This window comes from Achromobacter sp. GD03932 (genome assembly GCF_029839485.1).
Taxonomy (GTDB): Bacteria; Pseudomonadota; Gammaproteobacteria; order Burkholderiales; family Burkholderiaceae_B; genus Achromobacter; species Achromobacter bronchisepticus_A.
The window spans coordinates 21,207-40,346 of sequence record NZ_JAOCAT010000006.1 but is presented as its reverse complement, the minus strand read 5'-3'; the positions used below and the strand labels follow the sequence as shown (position 1 = coordinate 40,346).

At 67.2% G+C, this 19,140-nt stretch carries 17 protein-coding genes; 8 read left to right on the top strand and 9 right to left on the bottom strand.

Annotated features, from left to right (window positions below; translation table 11 throughout):
* Nucleotides 1–36: 36 nt before the first annotated feature.
* The 3 genes from N5C88_RS07350 to N5C88_RS07340 all read right to left on the bottom strand — a co-directional run bounded on the left by N5C88_RS07350 (nucleotide 37) and on the right by N5C88_RS07340 (nucleotide 3,171).
* Nucleotides 37–993: a 2-hydroxyacid dehydrogenase gene (locus N5C88_RS07350; RefSeq protein ID WP_059379901.1), complete on the bottom strand. Its 957-nt coding sequence runs from the start codon at nucleotides 991–993 to the stop codon at nucleotides 37–39.
* A gap of 103 nt (nucleotides 994–1,096) precedes the next feature.
* The gene (locus N5C88_RS07345) at nucleotides 1,097–2,083 is read right to left on the bottom strand and encodes a tripartite tricarboxylate transporter substrate binding protein (RefSeq protein WP_059379900.1); all 987 of its coding nucleotides are present in this window, start codon (nucleotides 2,081–2,083) and stop codon (nucleotides 1,097–1,099) included.
* Between the two features lie 74 nt (nucleotides 2,084–2,157).
* The gene (locus N5C88_RS07340) at nucleotides 2,158–3,171 is read right to left on the bottom strand and encodes a tripartite tricarboxylate transporter substrate binding protein (RefSeq protein WP_059379979.1); all 1,014 of its coding nucleotides are present in this window, start codon (nucleotides 3,169–3,171) and stop codon (nucleotides 2,158–2,160) included.
* Between the two features lie 224 nt (nucleotides 3,172–3,395).
* Between N5C88_RS07340 and N5C88_RS07335 the strand changes: the two genes are divergently transcribed.
* The 6 genes from N5C88_RS07335 to garL all read left to right on the top strand — a co-directional run bounded on the left by N5C88_RS07335 (nucleotide 3,396) and on the right by garL (nucleotide 10,012).
* Entirely contained in the window at nucleotides 3,396–4,325 is a 930-nt protein-coding gene (locus tag N5C88_RS07335; protein ID WP_059379899.1) for a dihydrodipicolinate synthase family protein, read from the top strand.
* Nucleotides 4,326–4,474: 149 nt separating this feature from the next.
* Complete coding sequence (locus tag N5C88_RS07330) at nucleotides 4,475–5,179, top strand: FadR/GntR family transcriptional regulator (protein ID WP_041654020.1); 705 nt, start codon at nucleotides 4,475–4,477, stop codon at nucleotides 5,177–5,179.
* Between the two features lie 49 nt (nucleotides 5,180–5,228).
* Complete coding sequence (locus N5C88_RS07325; protein ID WP_280015050.1) at nucleotides 5,229–6,335, top strand: Ldh family oxidoreductase; 1,107 nt, start codon at nucleotides 5,229–5,231, stop codon at nucleotides 6,333–6,335.
* Nucleotides 6,336–6,382: 47 nt separating this feature from the next.
* The gene (gene araD / locus N5C88_RS07320; protein WP_280015049.1) at nucleotides 6,383–8,128 is read left to right on the top strand and encodes an L-arabinonate dehydratase; all 1,746 of its coding nucleotides are present in this window, start codon (nucleotides 6,383–6,385) and stop codon (nucleotides 8,126–8,128) included.
* Nucleotides 8,129–8,175: 47 nt separating this feature from the next.
* Nucleotides 8,176–9,171 (top strand): tripartite tricarboxylate transporter substrate binding protein, encoded by a 996-nt coding sequence (locus tag N5C88_RS07315; RefSeq protein WP_118932819.1) that lies wholly within the window; start codon nucleotides 8,176–8,178, stop codon nucleotides 9,169–9,171.
* 73 nt (nucleotides 9,172–9,244) lie between these two features.
* Nucleotides 9,245–10,012 carry a 2-dehydro-3-deoxyglucarate aldolase gene (garL, locus tag N5C88_RS07310; RefSeq protein ID WP_041655817.1) on the top strand — a complete coding sequence of 256 codons (768 nt, stop codon included), beginning with the start codon at nucleotides 9,245–9,247 and terminating at the stop codon, nucleotides 10,010–10,012.
* A 6-nt stretch (nucleotides 10,013–10,018) separates the two neighbouring features.
* Here garL and lysA read toward each other — a convergent pair whose 3' ends face one another.
* A complete protein-coding gene (gene lysA, locus N5C88_RS07305; protein ID WP_280015048.1) occupies nucleotides 10,019–11,254 on the bottom strand; it encodes a diaminopimelate decarboxylase in 1,236 nt (411 codons plus the stop codon).
* 115 nt (nucleotides 11,255–11,369) lie between these two features.
* Between lysA and N5C88_RS07300 the strand changes: the two genes are divergently transcribed.
* Entirely contained in the window at nucleotides 11,370–12,323 is a 954-nt protein-coding gene (locus N5C88_RS07300) for a LysR family transcriptional regulator (protein ID WP_280015047.1), read from the top strand.
* Here N5C88_RS07300 and N5C88_RS07295 read toward each other — a convergent pair.
* From N5C88_RS07295 to N5C88_RS07285, 3 genes are read right to left on the bottom strand one after another with little or no spacing between them, the layout of a single operon-like run.
* Nucleotides 12,281–13,180, bottom strand: coding sequence for a catalase (locus tag N5C88_RS07295; protein ID WP_280015046.1), 900 nt, complete (start codon nucleotides 13,178–13,180; stop codon nucleotides 12,281–12,283). The genes N5C88_RS07300 and N5C88_RS07295 overlap by 43 nt on opposite strands.
* A gap of 42 nt (nucleotides 13,181–13,222) precedes the next feature.
* Nucleotides 13,223–14,695 carry an aldehyde dehydrogenase family protein gene (locus N5C88_RS07290; RefSeq protein WP_280015045.1) on the bottom strand — a complete coding sequence of 491 codons (1,473 nt, stop codon included), beginning with the start codon at nucleotides 14,693–14,695 and terminating at the stop codon, nucleotides 13,223–13,225.
* A gap of 2 nt (nucleotides 14,696–14,697) precedes the next feature.
* Complete coding sequence (locus N5C88_RS07285) at nucleotides 14,698–16,263, bottom strand: GMC family oxidoreductase N-terminal domain-containing protein (protein WP_280015044.1); 1,566 nt, start codon at nucleotides 16,261–16,263, stop codon at nucleotides 14,698–14,700.
* Between the two features lie 171 nt (nucleotides 16,264–16,434).
* On the opposite strand from N5C88_RS07285, the gene N5C88_RS07280 reads away from it, so the two are divergent.
* Complete coding sequence (locus tag N5C88_RS07280; protein ID WP_280015043.1) at nucleotides 16,435–17,343, top strand: LysR family transcriptional regulator; 909 nt, start codon at nucleotides 16,435–16,437, stop codon at nucleotides 17,341–17,343.
* 150 nt (nucleotides 17,344–17,493) lie between these two features.
* Here the strand turns inward: N5C88_RS07280 and rpsT are convergent, their stop codons facing one another.
* Nucleotides 17,494–17,757 (bottom strand): 30S ribosomal protein S20, encoded by a 264-nt coding sequence (gene rpsT / locus N5C88_RS07275; protein WP_006396042.1) that lies wholly within the window; start codon nucleotides 17,755–17,757, stop codon nucleotides 17,494–17,496.
* 258 nt (nucleotides 17,758–18,015) lie between these two features.
* Nucleotides 18,016–18,984, bottom strand: coding sequence for a FecR domain-containing protein (locus N5C88_RS07270; protein ID WP_059379890.1), 969 nt, complete (start codon nucleotides 18,982–18,984; stop codon nucleotides 18,016–18,018).
* Nucleotides 18,985–19,140: the final 156 nt, after the last annotated feature.

Here is a 19,140-nt window from a genome sequence, read left to right as displayed (position 1 = left end):
GGCGCGCCGCGGCCAGGGCCGCAGCGCAGAGCGGGCTTATTCCGCCGGGGTGATTACGCGGCCGGTCTCGAAGAACGCCTGCAGGTTTTCCAGCATCAGGTTCTCCATGGCCAAGCGGGTTTCCAGCGTGGCGCTGCCGATGTGCGGCAGCAGCACCGCGCGATCGGTCTTGAGCAGCGCTTCGGGTACCTTGGGCTCGTGTTCGAACACGTCGAGCGCGGCGCAGCCCAGCTTGCCGGCTTCCAGCGCGGCGACCAGCGCGGTCTCGTCGATGACGGGGCCGCGCGCGATGTTGACGATGATGCCCGTGGGGCCCAGCGCTTCCAGCACTTCGCGGTTGACCAGATGGCGCGTGCTGGGTCCGCCGACGGTGGCCACGATGAGGAAGTCCGCCCACTTGGCCAGGTCGGTGAGCGAGGCCTCGTAGCCGTATTCCACGTCATCGCGCTTGCGGCGGTTGTGATAGCGCACATCCATGTCGAAGCCCATGCCGCGGCGGGCGATGGCTTCGCCGATGCGGCCCAGGCCGACGATGCCCAGCTTCTTGCCGCTGACGCGCTGGCCCAGCGGAATGCCGCCGTGCACCTGGCCCCACTGGCCTGCGCGCACGAAGCGCTCGCCCTGGCCCATGTGGCGCGCGCCGGCGATCAATAGGCCCCATGCCAGATCGGCGACGCAATCGGTCAGCACGTCAGGCGTGTTGCTGACCTGCACGCCGCGCTGCTTGGCGGCCTGCACGTCGATGGTCTCGTAGCCCACGCCCCAGCTGCAGATGGCCTTCAGGTCGGGCAGGGCGTTGATGAGTTCGGCGTTGGCGCCATAGGTGGCGGACGTGACGACGGCGGTGACGCCCTTGCCATGCTCGGCCAGCGCCGCCTTGCGGTCCGGGTACTTCCATAGTTCGACGACGTCGTAGCGGTCGGCGAGCGTCTTGTTGGCGTAGGGGGAACCGGCCAGCGAGCCGACCTGGATGATGCGATGCTTGGTGGTCATGTTGTCGTACAGGTGGGTGGCAAAACGTTGATGCTACTTGATCCGGCCTTGATGCAGGCTGACAGGATGCCCGCCAGGGGCATCCCGCGTCCTGATCGCGGCCTTACTCGAGCTGGATGTTGGCTTTCTGGATGACGTCCTTCCAGCGCTTGACCTCGGCCTGCTGGAACGCCGTGAACTGCTGCGGCGTGTTGGCCACGACCTCGAAGCCCAGGCCCTGCAGGGTCTTTTCGGTCTGGGGATCGCGCAGCGCGGTCTGCAAGGCCTTGGACAATTGCTGGACGACGGGCGCGGGCGTGCCCTTGGGCACGGCAAAGCCTTGCCAGGAGTACACCACCATGTCCTTGATGCCGGCTTCGGCCAGCGTGGGGACGTCCGGCAGGTCGGCGGCGCGCGCGTCGCCGGTGATGGCCAGCGCCTTGAGCTTGCCGGCCTTGATGTGGGTCTGGACCGCGCCCAGGTTCTGGAACGATACGTTGACCTGCCCGCCGATCAGGTCGGCGATGGCCGCGCCGCCGCCGCGGTAGGGCACGTCCACGCCCGTGCTCTGGGTGCGCTGGCGGAACAGCACGGCGGACAGATGGTCCGAAGAACCCGTGCCCGACGAGGCATAGGACACCTTGCCCGGATTTTTCTTCGCGTACTCGATCAGCTCGGCGACGGTGCTGGCCGGAAACGCGGGCGCGGCCACCAGCACGTTGGGATTGCGCACGGCCTGCGTCAGGTACTCGAAGTCCTTGCTGGGGTTGTATGACAGGTTCTTGTAGAGCGCCTCGTTGATGGCGAAGGTGCCGATGGAGCCGACCATCATGGTGTAGCCGTCGGGCGTGGAGCGGGCCAGCGCCTGCGCGCCAATGGCGCTGTTGGCGCCCGGCTTGTTTTCGACCACGAAGGTCTGCCCCAGGATTTTCGTCAGCCCCGGCGTGACCGAGCGCGCGGTGATGTCGGAGGAGCCGCCCGGCACGAAGGGCACGATCATCGTCACGGGTTTGTCGGGATAGCCGGCAGCCTGCGCCGCGGGCATCCCGGGCAGCACGGCGCCTGCGGCGACGGCGGCTGCGACGGCCGCGGCGCTCATCAGTTTGTTCATGGTGTCTCCTGGTTCGCGTGCTGATGAAGAGCCCGCCGCCCACGCGTTGCGGACGGGCCCGGATCGGCTTGAGGTCAGTCGACCTTGGCGCCGGATTTCTTCACGACCTCCGCCCACTTGACGGATTCCTGCGCCATGAACTGTTTGAACTGGGCCGGGGTGTTGCCGGATGGGGTGGCGCCCTGCGCCTGCAGCTGCGCGCGCACGGATTCCAGCTTGAGAGCGGCGGCCACGTCGCGCTGGATCTTGTCGACCACAGCCTGCGGCGTGCCGGCCGGCGCCAGCAGGCCGAACCAGCTGGACGCCTCATAGCCTTGCACGCCGGCTTCCGCCATGGTGGGGACGTCGGGCAGGGCGGGCGAGCGCTGGGCAGTCGTGACGGCCAGCGGGCGCAGCTTGGCGCTCTTGAGGAACCCCATGGAGGACGGCAGGTTGTCGAAGATCAGGTCGGCGGAACCGGCCATCACGTCGGTCAGCGCGGGGCTGCTGCCCTTGTAGGGCACGTGGGTCATGCGCGTGCCCGTCATGTTCTGGAACAGCTCTCCCGACAGATGGGTGGAAGTGCCGTTGCCGGTGGACGCCATGTTGACGCTGCCCGGGTTGGCCTTCAGGTACTTGATCAGGTCGGCCACCGTGCGGATGCCGTGCTTGTCGGCAAACGCGGGGTTGAGCTCCAGGATGTTGGGCACGGGGATCACCAGCGTCACCGGCACAAAGTCCTTGACCGGGTCATAGGGCAGCTTGGCATAGACCGACTGGTTGATCGCGTGCGTGCTGACGGTGCCCATCAGCAGCGTGTAGCCGTCCGGCGCGGCCCGCGCGGCCTCGGCCGTGCCGACGTTGCCGCCTGCGCCTGCCTTGTTGTCCACCACCACGGCCTTGTTCCAGGTCTTGCCGAGTTCGGCGGCGACGATGCGGGCCGCGATGTCGGTGGTGCCGCCGGCCGGGAAGGGCACGATGATCTTGACGTCCCGTTCGGGGTAGTCTGCCCGCGCCGGCGCGGCCGGCGACAGGAAGGCGGCCGCCGCCAGGGCGGCGGTGCAAAGAACGGCCAGGGCGGACCGGCCTCGCGCAGGGGCTGCATGCATGGAATTCGTCTCCTCGGTGTGCGCGTGGCCGCGCATCGTTTCTGGGGGTATTCCGCCCCTGGCATGGCCCGAGGCTTTGAAGCCGCATGGCGCCCCGCGGCGCCCTGCGTTTTGCTGCCTGACTACTTGTAAAACAAATATATGTATTGAGCTTGTGCTTGTCAACCAAGTATACTTTTTCGAACCCATACACCCGATAGCAGGATCAGCCAGGAGCCCAGCCCATGAAAACCTCCCCGGTCACCGCGCAGGACTTGCAGCGTTCGGTCATCGCCGTGCCGCCGCTGGCGCGCCACGACGATCTTTCCCTGAACGAGGCGGCCAACAAGGCCCTGCTCGGCCATCTGGAAGCGGGCGGCGTGCGCAACGTGATGTATGGCGGCAACGCCAACTTCTACAACGTGGGCGTGGGCGAATACGCGCGCATCGTCGATATGCTGGCCGGGCTGGCAGGCGCGGATACGTGGATCCTGCCTTCCGTGGGGCCCGACTACGGCAAGATGATGGACCAGGCGGCGATCCTGCGTACGCGCGCGTTTCCCACGGCCATGCTGCTGCCCATGTCCTTTCCCTATACGGACGCGGGCCTGGCAGAAGGCGTGCGCCGCTTCACGGACGCGCTGGGCAAACCCGCGGTGATCTACATCAAGTCGTCCGGCTACCTGGCGCCGGAAAGCGCCGCGCGCCTGATCGAAGAGGGCCGCATCGTGGCGTTCAAGTACGCCGTCGTGCGCGACGATCCGTCGCAGGACGCCTATCTGTCGTCGCTGCTGCAGGCGGTGGATGCGCGCTGGATCGTCAGCGGCATCGGCGAACGCCCGGCCATCGTGCACTACCGCGATTTCGGCCTGAAGAGCTTCACCTCCGGCTCGGTCTGCGTCGCGCCGCGCGGCTCGATGCGCCTGTTGCATCTGCTGCGCGACGGCCGCTATGACGAAGCCGAGGCCGTGCGTCAGCAGTACCTGGGCCTGGAAGACTGCCGCGACAGCATCAGCCCCATCCGCGTGCTGCACGATGCCGTGACCCTGTCGGGCGTGGCGGACATGGGGCCGATGCTGCCCCTGCTGACCGGCATCTCCGCCGCCGAGCGCGAGCGCGTGGCGCCGGTGGCGCGCGCCCTGGCGGCCTGGGACCGGGAGGCGGCCGCCGCGTGAGCGCACTGGCGCCGCGCATTGACGGTACGATGAGCGCTGTCCCGCCATCGCGGGCAGCGCCATAGCATCGAGGAGGTTTCGTGGCCCGACCCAAAGCAACACCCGCGCCCGCGCCGCAGGCGCCCGCCGAACACGATGCCGCGGGCGCGCTGGTGCTCGAACGCGGGCACCGGGTGCGGCTGGCGGATCAGCTGTACGGCCAGATCTTCGAGCAGATCGTCTCCGGCGGGCTGAACGTGGGCGACAAGCTGCCATCCGAGAACGAAATCTCCGAACGCTTCGGCGTTTCGCGTCCGGTGGTGCGCGAAGCGCTGCTGCGCCTGCGCGCCGACGGCCTGATCACCGCGCACCAGGGGCTGGGCACCTTTGTCAGCCATGCGCCCGCGCCGCGCCTGAAGACCTTCAACGACGTGCAGAACGTCAGCGCCTACCTGCGCGCCCAGGAGGTCCGGGTGGCGCTGGAGGGCGACGCCGCGCGCCTGGCGGCGCTGCGCCGCACCGATGAGCAGCTCAGGAAGATCGCGGACGCGCACGCGGCCTTCGCCGACAGCCTGGCGCGCGGCCAGGTGTCGGCCGAGGCCGACCTGGCCTTCCATGCCAGCATCGCCGAAGCCAGCGGCAACGACTTCTATCTGGGCGTGCTGGAGAGCATCCACGAATCCATCAGCGGCTTCATGCGGCTCACCTTGAACCTGACCCGCACCGGTTCGCGCCAGCGTGCGCAGCGCGTGGTGGACGAGCATGCCGCGATCCTGGACGCCATTCGCGAACAGGACAGCGAGCGCGCCCGCGTCGCCATGCAGTTCCATCTGGGCCAGGCGCGGCACCGGCTGGTGGACCGCGAGCGCGATTGATCCCTTCCGTCTGCCCGCTGCGATCGAATCAAAACTACAGGAGACCAGAGTGCAAGGGAATATCGCGGTGCAAGCGCCGGTGGAGCAGGTCCGCGAGCAGATCCTGCAGGTGCTGATGGCCTGGGGCATGGCGCAGGACCTGGCGCACGTCACTGCGGGCCTGATGGCGCGCACCGACCTGCTGGGCATCGATTCGCACGGCATCTCCATGCTGCCGGCATACGAGGACAAGCTGCGCGCCGGCACCCTGCGGCTGGACGCCAGGCCGCGCATCCTGCGCGACGGCGGCGCCAGCGCGCTGATCGACGGCATGGGCGGCCTGGGCTATCCGGTGGCGGCGCAGGCCATGAACCTGGCGGTGGACAAGGCTTTGGAGCACGGCGTGGGCGCCGTGTCGGTCTGCAATTCGCATCACTTCGGCGCGGCCGGGGTCTATGCGCGCATCGCGGTCGAGCGCGGCGTGGTCGGACTGGTGACCAGCAGCGCCAACGGCGTCATCATGGTGCCCACGCGCGGCGCCATGCCCATGCTGGGCACCAACCCCATCGCCTTCGGCGCGCCGGCGGCCTACAACGAACCCTTTCTGCTGGACATGGCGACCACCACCGTCGCCGCCAACAAGGTCAAGGTCTACGACTTCCTTGACCAGCCGCTGCCGCCGGGCTGGGCGGTGGACGGGCAGGGCGGCGCGGTCACCGATGCGGCGGCCGCCATGCAATTCATCTTCAAGCATCCCGAGGGCGGCCTGACGCCGCTGGGCGGCACTGCCGCCATGAGCAGCCACAAGGGCTACGGCCTGGCGATGATGGCGCAGATCCTGGGCGGCACGCTCAGCGGCAGCGCCTTCGCCGCGCGCCGCGCCCCGACCCGCCGTCCCGGCGAACCCGACGACGTGGGCCATTTCTTCCTGGCCCTGAACCCCGACGCCTTTCGCGCGGCGGGCTCGTTCGAGTCCGACATGGACGACATGATCGACGCCATGCACGATACGCCGCCCGCCCATCCCGACGAGCCGGTGCTGGTGGCGGGCGAGCCCGAGGCCGCCGAGCGCGCGCGCCGGCTGCGCGAGGGCATCCCCATCCCTGTCGCGCTGGCCGAACGCCTGCGCGCCATCTGCGAGCGCGCCGGCACGCCCTATCTGCTGGACGCGGCGTGATCCCGTTTTCCCTATAAACCCTTGCCCAAGAGCACAGGAACAGAGACATGAGCAATTCAACCAAGCGCAAGAAACCCGAAGAACTGCGCAGCCACCGCTGGTACGGCGTGCGCGACCTGCGCTCGTTCGGCCACCGTTCGCGCACCGCGCAGATGGGCTATCACCGCTCGGACTACGCCGGCAAGCCGGTGATCGCCATCATCAATACCTGGAGCGACATCAATCCCTGTCACAGCCATTTCAAGCAGCGCGTGGAAGAGGTCAAGCGCGGCATCTGGCAGGCGGGCGGCTTCCCGGTGGAAATGCCCGCCATGAGCCTGTCGGAACCCTTCCAGAAGCCGACCACCATGCTCTACCGCAACCTGCTGGCGATGGAGACCGAAGAGCTGCTGCGCTCCTACCCCGCGGACGGCTGCGTGTTGATGGGCGGCTGCGACAAGACCACGCCCGCGCTGCTGATGGGCGCGGTGTCCATGGACCTGCCCACTATCTTCATGCCGGCCGGCCCCATGCTGCGCGGCAACTGGAACGGCAACACCCTGGGCTCGGGCTCGGACACCTGGAAGTACTGGGCCGAGCTGCGCGCCGGCAACATCACCGAGGAAGACTGGCAAGGCGTGGAGGACGGCATCGCCCGCTCGCCCGGCCACTGCATGACCATGGGCACCGCGTCCACCATGACGGGCGCGGTCGAGGCGCTGGGCCTGTGCCTGTCGGGCGCCTCGTCGATCCCGGCGCCGGACTCGCGCCACGCGCAGATGGCCAGCCTGACCGGCAAGCGCATCGTGGAGATGGTGTGGGAAGACCTGAAGCCGTCGGACCTGCTGACCGCCGCGTCTTTCGACAACGCCGTGCGCACGGTGCTGGCGCTGTCCGGCTCGACCAATTCGGTGGTACACCTGATCGCCATGGCGCGCCGCAGCGGCTTCGGACTGGACCTGGACCGCTTCGATCACCTGGCGCGCACCACGCCGGTACTGGCCAATCTGCGGCCGGCCGGCAAGTACCTGATGGAAGACTTCTATTACGCGGGCGGCCTGCGCGCCATGCTGGTGCAGCTGGGCGACCTGCTGGACACGACCCAGCGCACCGTGGACGGCCGCACGCTGGGCGAGAACATCGCGGGCGCGCGCATCTTCAATGAAGACGTGATCCGGCCGCGCGCGCAGGCGCTGATCGAGCGCGACGGGCTGGCGGTGCTGCGCGGCAACCTGGCGCCCGACGGCGCGGTGATCAAGCCGCCCGCGATGGAGGCGCATCTGCAGGTGCACACGGGCCGCGCGGTGGTCTTCAAAGACTACAACGACATGGCCGCGCGCATCGACGACCCCGATCTGGACGTGGACGCCGACAGCGTCATCGTGCTGCAGAACGCGGGGCCGCAGGGCGCGCCCGGCATGCCGGAATGGGGCCAGCTGCCGATTCCGCAGAAGCTCCTGAAGCAGGGCGTGCGCGACATGGTGCGCATCTCGGACGCGCGCATGAGCGGCACCAGTTACGGCGCCTGTGTGCTGCACGTGGCGCCCGAAGCCTATGTGGGCGGCCCGCTGGCGCTGGTACGGGACGGCGACCGCATCACGCTGGACGTGCCGGCGCGGCGCCTGGAACTGCTGGTGTCCGACGAGGAATTGGCCGCGCGCCGCGCCGCCTGGCAGGCGCCGCCGCCGCGTTTCGAGCGCGGCTACGGCGTGCTGTACCTCAAGCACATCGGCCAGGCCGACACGGGCTGCGATTTCGATTTTCTTCAGACTGAAACGCGCGCTCCGGCCGCGGGCGAGCCTGAAATCCACTGACCCGGACACCGGGCGCACATACTAAAAAACCCACAGAGGAGACAACCATGCAACAGAAGAAACCGGCGGCGCGCGCACGCTTGGCCATCCTGGCGGCCGCGGGGGCGCTGGCCGTGCTGCCAGGCATGCTGATGGCGCAGGGCGCGGACTGGCCCGCCAAGCAAATCAAGCTGGTGGTGCCGTTTCCGGCGGGCGGCAGCACCGATTCGGTGGGCCGCCTGCTGGCGGCCGAGCTGTCCAAGGAACTGGGCCAGACCGTGGTGGTGGAGAACAAGGGCGGCGCCAATGGCAATATCGGCTCCGACATGGTGGCCAAGGCCGAGCCTGACGGCTACACCCTGCTGCTGTCGGGCGTGGGCTCCAACGCCATCAGCTATGCGGTCTACCAGAACATGCCTTACCGCGACAGCGACTTCGCGCACATCTCGCTGCTGGCGACTGGGCCCAATGTGCTGGTCGCCAACAACGACTTTCCGGGCAAGACCTTCGCCGAGTTCATCAAGCTGGCGCGCGAGAACCCGGGCAAGTACACGCATGCGAGTTCGGGCAGCGGCTCGTCGGGCCATCTGGCCATGGAGATGCTGAAGCAGGACGCCAAGATCGATCTGGTGCACGTGCCTTACAAGGGCGGCGCTGCCGCCATCACCGACATGATCGGGGGCCGCGTGCAGGTCATGTTCCTGAACCAGGACACGCTGCTGCCGCAGGTCACTTCGGGCAAGCTGCGCGCATTGGCCGTGGCCAGCGCCAAGCGCAATCCCGCCTATCCCGATACGCCGACGGTGGCGGAATCGGGCTATCCGGGTTTTTCGGCCGAGTCCTGGTTTGGCTTGTCGGCGCCGGCAAAGACGCCGCCCGCCGTGATCCAGCGCCTGAACCAGGCGACGGTGAAGGCGCTGTCTTCGCCCGAGATCCGGCAGAAGCTGGAGAGCGTGGGGTTCGTGGTGGTGGCCGACGACCCGAAGTCGTTCTCGGCGTTCGTGGATAACGAGATCGCGAAGTGGGGCAAGGCGGCCAAGGCCTCGGGCGCAAAAATGGATTGAATGCGTGGATTGAATGCGCGGCCGGGCTTGCGGGCCCGGCCTGACCTGTTTTTTTGATGAAGTGAAGACGGCAATGAACTCACCCTTACCCAACCGTTTCCGGCAACGCATCCTGGCGCGCGAACGGCTCATCGGATTCTGGATGTGCATGTCCAGCCACATCACGGCCGAGCTCGTGGGGCTGGCCAATTTCGACTGGCTGCTGCTGGACGGCGAGCACTCGCCCAACGAGGTGCCGATGTTCCTGCAGCAGCTGCAGGCCCTGCAGGGCAGCGCCAGCGCTGCCGTGGGCCGGCCGTCGTGGAACGACCCGGTGGAGATCAAGCGGCTGCTGGATATCGGTTTCTACAACCTGTTGATTCCGTTCATCGAATCCGAAGAGGACGCGCGTCGGGCCGTGGCCGCCACGCGCTATCCGCCGCAGGGCATGCGCGGCGTGGCGGGCGCCCAGCGCAGCAACCGTTATGGCACGGTGCCGGACTACCTGCACACCATCAACGACAACATCTGCGTACTGCTGCAGATAGAAAGCCGCCCGGGCATCGATGCCGTGGACGAGATTGCCTCCGTGGAGGGCGTGGACGGCGTGTTCATCGGACCGTCCGACCTGGCCGCGGCGCTGGGCCATATCGGCAATCCCGGCCATCCGGAAGTCCAGGAGGCCATCCGCCATCTGTACCAGCGGGTGTCGGCCCAGGGCAAGGCCGTGGGCATCCTGGCGCCGGTGCATGCGGATGCACGGCGCTACCTGGACATGGGCATGCACTTCGTGGCGGTGGGCACCGACCTGGGCGTGTTCAAGCAGGCGACCTTTGCCTTGCGCGAGGCGTTCCCGACCTGACGAGGCTCAGGCCTCTTCCAGCGCCAGCAGCTCGCCTATCGTCTGGCGGCGGCGGATCAGCCGCGCCGCGCCGTTGTCCAGCAGCACTTCCGGCGCCAGCGGGCGGCTGTTGTAGTTCGAGGACATCGACGAGCCATAGGCGCCCGCGTCGTGGAACACCAGGAAATCGCCGATGCGCGGCTGCGGCAGCAACTGGTCCGACACCACGCCGCCGGCGTCCTGGGTGAACACGTCGCCCGATTCGCACAGCGGGCCGGCCACGGCGATGCGGGTCTCGGCCGCGCCTTGCGGCCGGCTGCCGTCGGGCGCGTGCACCGAAATCTGGTGATAGCTGCCGTACATGGCCGGACGCATCAGGTCGTTGAAGCCGGCGTCGACCAGCACGAAATCGCGCTCCGGACGGCGGTTGATCGAATGCACCTCCGACACCAGCGCGCCGGCCTCGGCGACCAGGAAGCGGCCCGGCTCGATTTCCAGGCGGATCTCATGGCCCAGGCGCTCGGCGATGCGCCGGCGCGCCGCGTCCCATTGTTCAAAGTAGTGGTCGCAGTCGATGCGGGCGTCGCCTTCGCGGTACGGGATGGACAGGCCGCCGCCCGCGGAAATGGCTTCGATGTCGTGGTCCAGCGAGGCGACCACGTCGACCATGGCGTCGCACACGCTGGACAGGTGGGCGTAGTCCACGCCCGAGCCGATATGCATGTGGATGCCGACCAGCTTCAGGCCGTGGCGGCGCACGATGGCCATGGCTGCGGCCACGTCGCCGATCCAGATGCCGTGCTTGCTCTGCGGGCCGCCGGTGTTGGTCTTGTTGCTATGGCCGTGACCGAAGCCCGGGTTGATGCGCAGCCAGACGCGATGGCCGGGCGAGGCCTGGCCGACGCGGGCCAGCATGTCCAGGGAACCGGCGTTGACGGTGATGCCGTGCTTGAGCACGGCGGCCAGCGTGGCGTGGTCGATCAGGTCCGCGGTGAAGACGATGCCTTCCGGCTCCCCCTGGGGCTGGAAGCCGGCGGCCAGGCTGCGCTCGATCTCGCCCAGCGAGACGGCGTCCACCACGGCGCCCTCGGCGCGCACCAGGCGCAGGATGTGCAGGTTGGAGCAGGCCTTCTGCGCATAGCGGATGGTGTCGAAGCGGCGCAGTTGCGCGATGCGTTCACGGATGACGGCGGCGTCGTACACCCAAAGCGGCGTGCCGTGCTCGGCGGCGAGTTGGGTGAGTTGGCGCGGATCGAAGGCCATGGCGGGCGAAACCTTGTTGGTGGAAGTGAAAACAAGGCGGCATGATGCCCGGCTTTGGTCATCCAGTAAAATGCTTAAATTTCCTTGATCGATTCATTTTTGATATGAGTAGGCGATGCTGACGCACCGGCAAATCGAAGTCTTCCGCGCGGTCATGATCGCCGGCAGCGTGACCAAGGCGGCCGAACTGCTGGGGTCGTCCCAGCCGACCGTCAGCCGCGAGCTGGCGCGCCTGGAGCAGGGCATAGGCTTCACGCTGTTCGACCGCGTGGCGGGGCGGCTGCGGCCCACCATGCCGGGCCTGGCGCTGTTCGACGAGGTCCGTCAGTCCTACGCGGGCCTGGAGCGGGTGGCCTCGGCTGCCGCCCGCCTGCGGGCCTACCAGGGCGGGCAGTTGTCGGTGATCGCTTTGCCGGTCTTTTCCCATTCCATCCTGCCGGATGCATTCCGGCGCTTCCACGAGCGCCATCCCGGGGTGAGCCTGATGCTGGAAACGCAGGAATCGCCCTTCCTGGAGGAATGGCTGAGCGCCCAGCGCTACGACCTGGGCCTGACCGAACACGATGCGGCGCCGGCCGGCACGCGCGTGGAGCTGTTGCTGGAAGTGGACGAGGTCTGCGTGCTGCCCGATGCTCATGCGCTCCTGGGCAGGCAGCGCATAGAACTGGCGGATTTCGCAGGGCAGGCGTTCGTCAGCCTGTCTTCCAGCGATCCCTACCGCATCCAGATCGACGAAGCTTTTGCCGAAGCCGGCGTGCTGCGGCGGTCCATCGTCGAGACGACGACCGCCGTGTCCGTGTGCACCTTCGTGCGGCAGGGCTTGGGCCTGGCCATCGTGAATCCGCTGACCGCGCTGGACTTTGCCGGCCGGGGCCTGCATATCCGTCCCTTGGCGCGCTCGTTTCCGTTCCGGGTCAGCGTGGTGTTTCCTGAGCATCGGCCAGGCAATCCGCTGGTGGGCGGGCTGATGGCGTCATTGCGCGAGGCGGCAGCGGCAGCCCGGAGCCGCCTGGCGTCAGGCCTGGATCAGGAAATGCCGCGCAGTCGTCGTTCTGCCGCCAGCCGGTAGGCCAGCAGGCGCGCCTTCAGCAGCGGGTCGCCCACAAACTCGATGCCTGCAGGCAGGATGGATGGGTCGAACACCAGGGTGCGTTGCGCGTCCTGATCTGGCGCAAGGCGTTCCAGCATCAGGTATCCCAGGAGCATCGAGCCGCCGTGTTCGGGCCAGCCAGCGGACGGGTCGTTCGTCGCGCCTCCTTCCGGCGCCGGAGTGAACGCCAGTTCCAGCGCCACCGGGCCCGCCTCCATTGCGTGGCGCAAGGCCTCGTCCATGCAGTTCCGACCGTTCAGGGCCTTGTGAGCGCCATCGGCGTTCCTGCCCCGGATCGTCAGCCTGCCAGTTCGCGTCCCGCCATCCGCGGCGGTCAGGCGGTACGAATGAAGCATGTGATAGCTGCGGGAGGCGTAGCCCGTGGGCAGGGTGTCTTGCTGCAGTTGGCCGAAGCGTTGCGCCGGCGCATTGGCCGCCAGGTGGGCTTGCAGCGATTCAGGGGCCGCGTGCTGCGTGTTCAAGGCCTGTATGAATGCAAGAAACGTCTGCGGGTCTTGCGCGGGGAAGCCTTCGATCGAGTGGCCGACCAGCACCAACTGGGAATCCTGCCCGATACGCACGGCCAAGCCGCGCGGTTCGGCTTGCGGACTGTCCTGGCGGATCCGCGGGTCGGGGCCGGAGTCTGAGAACCGGACGAGGAGCGGCTGCTCCGCGTCGTTGAACATGGGCGAAGCGCAGAATTGCGCTGCCCGGGGCACGCCAAGGAATCTGCCTTCAACAAGCAGTCCGCGCGCGTGATTGACGCGGCAGCCTGGCGGGACCTCCGCGCCCGCATGGAGCGCGTCGATCAGCTTTGCGGCGGTGGAATCCGGCATGGTTGCCTCCCTTCTTCTAATGGATGTTCCGGTTCGTCGGCATTACCCGAGGCCGGATTTGAGTGCGATGTGCTTGTACTCGATGAAGTCTTCCAGCGCGGCCACGCCGTTCAGGCGTCCCAGTCCGGACTGTTTGAAGCCGCCTTCCTCGGTGCCGTCGTAGACCTTGGCCCAGTCGTTGATCCATACCGAACCCGCGTCGATGGCTTGCGCGACGCGCAGCGACCGCTCTACGTCGCGGGTCCAGACGCTGGCGGCCAGGCCGTACTCGCTGTCGTTGGCCAGGCGTATGGCTTCGGCCTCATTGGCAAAGCGCTGGATCGTCAGCACCGGGCCGAAGGTTTCTTGCTGGACGATGGCCAGGCTGTTGTCGGTCACTTCCAGCAGGGTGGGGCGGTAGAAGGCGCCGCTGGCCAGCGGGCCGCTGTTCACCGGCCCGCCGCGTTCGACCGCCGTGGCGCCCGCCGCGATCGCAAGGACGACCGCATGGTCGACGCGTTCGACGCTGGCGCGGTCGATCAACGGACCCATATCGCTGTCCGGATCGGCAGCCGGGCCGACCTTGACCTGGCGCAGCCGGCTGGCGAGTCCGTCGCGGACCGCCGCGTAGATGCCGTCCTGAACCAGCAAGCGGGAGCCGGTCATGCAGAACTGGCCGCTGAAGACAGTCAATGCCTTTTCAAGCACGGGCAACGCCGCGTCCACGTCCGCGTCATCGAACAGGATCATGGGAGTCTTGCCGCCGAGTTCCATGCCGAAGCGCTTCAAGTGCCTGGCGCCGGCGCCGCTGATCGCGCGGCCGGTGCGGGTGGAGCCGGTGAAGCTGATGACGGGAACCTCGGGCGAGTCCACGAGATAGGCGGAGCCTTCGGGTCCGCTTTCGAAGAACAGATTGACCACGCCGTCCGGCAGATCCTCAGCTTCGGACATGATTTCGGCCATGAAGCTGGCCGTCTGCGCCACTTGGCCGGGCAGCTTGACGACCGCCGTGCATCCCGCCGCCAGGGCCGGCGCCAGCGACCGTATCGTCAGCACCGCCGGCGAATTCCAGGGCGCGATCACGGCCGCCACGCCCATGGGTTGGCGCAGGACCATGGAGATGCTGCCAGGCCTGGGCGTCAGCGCCCGGCCGCTTTCGAGCAGGGCGGCGGCGGCCGCGTAGCGCAGCTTGCTTGGAATCATGTCGAGTTCGAAGCCGGCTTCGCCCTTGATCTTGCCGTTTTCGAGCGAGAGGATATCCAGCAACCGGTCGCGGTTGCGCTCGAAGGCGCGCGCCAGTTGCTCCAGGACGCGGGCGCGCAGTTCGTGGTCATGCGCCCACGGCGTCGTGCGGAAGGCGCGCACGGCGGCCGCGACGGCCGAACTTGCCGCTTGCAGGCCATTGTCGGGGTAGTGGCCGATGATGTTGTAGGTGGCAGGGTCGATCGATTCCCTCAAGGCGCCTTCGGAGAGCTGGACGCCTCCGATCCAGTTGTAGGCCTTGCGGGACCAGGCGGTGTTTGCGGCATCGTTCATGGTCAGGTCTCCGTGTCCTTGATCCAGTTGCTGATGCGCTCGGCCAGCATGACTACGGTGGGATTGGTGGCGACCGAGGGAATGTCCGGGAAACAGGAAGCGTCCGCGACCCGCAGGCCGGCGATGCCGCGCACGCGCCCCTGATAGTCCGTTACCGCGGCGGGATCGCCGTCGCCGCCCATGGGGGCGGTCGAGGTCGGGTGGTGATAGATGTCCAGCGCCGCAGGGAGGGCGGCTTCCAGCGCGGCGGCGTCCGCAGCGGCCGGGCCGGGTATGAGTTCCTGGGCGATGATCTCGGACAGCGGACCCTGGCTCGCGATCCGCCGGATCAGTTGGATGCCTTCGACCATCAGTTCCCGATCGCGCGCGGTCCCGAGGATGTTGAGGTCGATGAGCGGCGCGGTACGGGGATCGCGGTCCCGCAGCTTGAGGGTGCCAGTGGAGCTGGGACGGGTCAGCGCCAGGGCCAGCATGAAGATCGCGCCGGTGGGCGAGTCGGCGGGATCGCCGTAGTGCACGGCGCTGACGTGCAGGTCGCCGTCGCCCGGGCCGGCTTCGGATGACTGGGTCCACAGAATGGCGCCGACCGGCGGGATGGGAAGCCCCAGCCGTTCGGGATGCGCGGCCCAGACGGTGTAGTAGAAGGGATGCTCCTGCAGCCGCAGGCCGACCGGCAGATCGGCGATAACGGGGATGTCCAGAGCCTTGAGGTCCGCCGCCGGCCCGATGCCGGAGCGAAGCAGGATGGCTGCCGATCCATACGTTCCGGCCGCGAGCACGACTTCGCCGGCTTCGATCCGCTCGCCATCGGCCAGGATCACGCCCCGCGCCCGGCCATCGCTGATATCGACGCGGTCAGCCAGCGTTTCACTGTAGATCGTCAGGTTGGGCCGGGCGCGCACCAGGTCCGACAGGTAGGTCATGCCCGTGTTCAGCCGTTGGCCCATGCGGTTGTTCATCGGGTAGGGGCCGACGCCGAAAGGCGAGTCGCCATTGAAATCCTGGACGCGGGGGTGACCCGCCATCTGGGCCGACACCACGAACGCATGCTGCATGTCGGAGATCTCGTCGTCGTGCAGCTGGTGCACCGGTTCCGGGCCGGAGCGGCCGTGGCATTGGTCCGCGCCCGAGGCGGTCCATTCGCTGCCGCGGAAGAACGGCAGCGCGTCGGCGATGGACCAATGTGGCAGTCCTGCCCGGGTCCAGCGCTCGAAGTCGGCTGCGGGCGCCCGCATCCAGACGCCGGCATTCACGGCCGAGGAGCCGCCCAGCACCTTGCCCCGCGGAACCGGGAAGGATTTTCCGCCCCAGCCTGGCAGGGATGCATATCCCCAGTCGTGCTTGGCATCGCCGCCGATGATGTTCTGGGCGCGGACGGCGTCGGGGTAAGCGTGGGGCGGATAGGCGCGGCCGGCCTCGATCAGCAGCACTTGGCGGGTCGGATCTTCGCTCAGGCGACTGGCCAGCACGGCTCCGGCCGAGCCGCCTCCCACCACGATGATGTCGAAGGCAGCATGCTCGAAGTCTGAATTTTCCGACTCCAAAGGGTGGCGTAGTCCTGTATTCATTGTGGTCTCCCATAAGAATTCCGAGCTTGTGTCAGGATCGGAGGTTCAAGCGCATCGACGGCTGATCGGATCAGCTGGAGCCAGCGTTCAGCTCGCCATCCATTTGGGTGCATCATTCATCGGTACCGCCGCCGGCAGAAGACGGGTGTCGGTCTTTAGAGTCGCGAACATATGTCCGGAACCTTTTCGATCGAATCGTTCAGTGGAATGGTGGCCTTCGCGGCCACGGTGGAGTCCGGCAGTTTTGCCGCGGCCGGGCGCAAGCTGGGTTTGTCCGCTTCAGCGGCGGGCAAGGCGGTGGAAAGGCTGGAGCTAAAGCTGGGCGTGCGATTGTTGCATCGCAGTACCCGCTCTTTGGGGCCGACGGGCGAAGGCGAGGTTCTGTACCGCTATGTCAGCAAGATCCTGAAGGATCTCCAGGAGGCGGAGCGGGAATTGCAGCTGGTGCAGAACGCGCCGCGGGGCCGGCTCAAGGTCAGCGTTCCCACGGTGATGGGCCGCAGGATCGTGTTGCCGGCGCTCAGCGACTTCCACTTGCGCTTTCCCGAGGTGATGGTGGACATCAACCTGGACGACCTGATCGTCGACGTGATCGAGGACGGATACGACCTCGTATTGCGCCTGGGCGAGCTGGAGGATTCAAGACTGCAGGCCCGCAACATCGGCCCGCATGCGTTCACGACTTGCGCTTCGCCTGCTTATCTGGCCCAGCGCGGCACGCCGCGCACGCCCGCGGATCTCAGTGAGCATTGCTGCATCCACTATCGGTTTCCAACTACGGGCAGGACGGAAACCTGGGCCTTCAAGGGAGAGCCGTCGGGCAGGGTGTTCAAGCCGTCCAGCATATTGAATGATGGCGAGGCCCTGGCGTCCGCGGCGATCGGCGGGTTGGGGATCGTGCAGGTGCCCAGTTACCTGGTAAAGGAAGACGTGGCGGCGGGCCGGCTGCGGCCGGTGCTCGAGGACTACACGGAAAACCGGGGCAGCGTTTCGCTGCTATGGCCGCCCCGTTCGGCAGAGGTTGCCCGGGTGCGCGCATTCATCGATTTCTTCGCCGAGCGGATCGCGGCGCAGCTGTAGCTGCGTCGGGAGTAGGGCGTCCAAAGAATGGATGTGGGCGCAGGAAACTAGAGGCTTTGCGGTGGGCGGAAATGCAAAAAAGGATGCCCAAGGGCATCCTTTTTCATTTGCCGTATTCGTGACGCCCTGAAAACAGGGCGGCAGAATGGCTTAGGCCAGCGCCTTGATGGCGGCAGCCAGGCGGCTCTTGTGGCGAGCGGCCTTGTTCTTGTGGATGATGTTCTTGTCAGCCACGCGATCGATCACGCTGGAGGCCTTCTGGAACACTTCGCCAGCCGCAGCCTTGTCGCCAGCGGCGATGGATTGGCGAACGCGCTTGATGGCGGTGCGCAGCATCGAGCGCAGGCTGGAATTGTGCTTGTTGCGCTCAACGGATTGGCGAGCGCGCTTGCGGGCTTGGGCGGTATTGGCCATGTTGCTATATAAGTTGAATTCGGCAAAGTCGAACATTGTAGCAAGTCCCTACGGGAATGCAAGCTTTTAATGTTTGATCAGCCGATGGAGCGCCCGTCAACCGGGCGGGGGCGCTGCGGGAGGAATTCCCTGGGCTGGAAAGCCCTTGCGGATGGTCCTCATGTGTTTGAGGAAAACCCGTGGCGCCTACTGGATAAAAACACCGTGCTTAGTATACAACGAAGCCGCTCTGGCGACACGGCGCGGACGCCGGCGTTGTCAGGTGGCGACGCTGATGGAGACGAACCAGGGCGTGAAGCGGCGGACGTGGATGGGCATGATTTCGCGCAGCGTATCGAGCGCGGCATCGGTGTCATCCAGCGGGAAGTGGCCGGATACCGGCAGGCCGCCTGCGGCCATGGACACGCGCAGCGTGCCGCTGCGGTAGGGACGCAGGGCGGCGATCACTTCGGCCAGCGGGCGGCCGCGGGCTTCGACCCAACCGGCTTCCCAGGCGGCCTCGGCCATGAGTTCGGCGCGCGGGGTATCCATGCGGGCCGCGTCGAACCGGGCGCCGGTGCCGGCGCGGACGGTGCCGTGGGCGCCGGACATGGTTTCGACCTCGACCTCGTGCTCATGCACCACCACCAGGGTGCGCTGGGCTTGCTGGCGCACCATGTAGCGGGTGCCCAGTGCGCGGACCGTGCCTTCCGCGGTCTGGACCAGGAAAGGGCGGCGCGCGTCGGGCGCCACGGACACCGTCACGGCGCCGTCCAGCAGGCGGACCTGGCGGTAGGCAGGCGTGAAGTCCAGGTTGACGCGGCTGCGGGCGTCCAGCAGCAGCTGGCTGCCGTCGGACAGCACGTAGCGGCGGCGTTCGCCCGTGGCGGTGGCGGCATCCGCCGCCACGTTGCCCAGGGGATAGAAGGCATTGCCGACGTAGGCGGCGCAGGCTCCGGTGCCGGCGAGCGCCAGCGCGCCGGCCAAGAAACGGCGGCGAGGGGGCGCAATGGCGGGGCCGAGAGGGGCCGCGAGAGGCGGGATGGCGGGGCCAGCGGTGGCGTAACCGGCGGGATAGGCGTCGCCAAGCCGGCCGAACGTCGATCCTTCCAGCGAGCCGGTCAGCTGCTGCCAGGCATTTTCGTGGGCTGGGTCGGCAGCGCGCCACGCCAGGAAGTCGTTATAGTCCTGGGCGGTCGCCTTGCCGGAGCGCAATAACAGCAGCCAATTGATTACCTGGTCCGCCATGGGTTGTCCTTGGGCGTACTTCACTTCATGTCCCCGCAGTGCTTCAAGGGGGATCCTTTCGATGGCAATTTGTAAATAATAAAGGTTTTTTACCAAAGATTACCGGCTGATTGTCAATTCTTGACGAATCTAATGCAAAAAAGCCGGTACTAGACC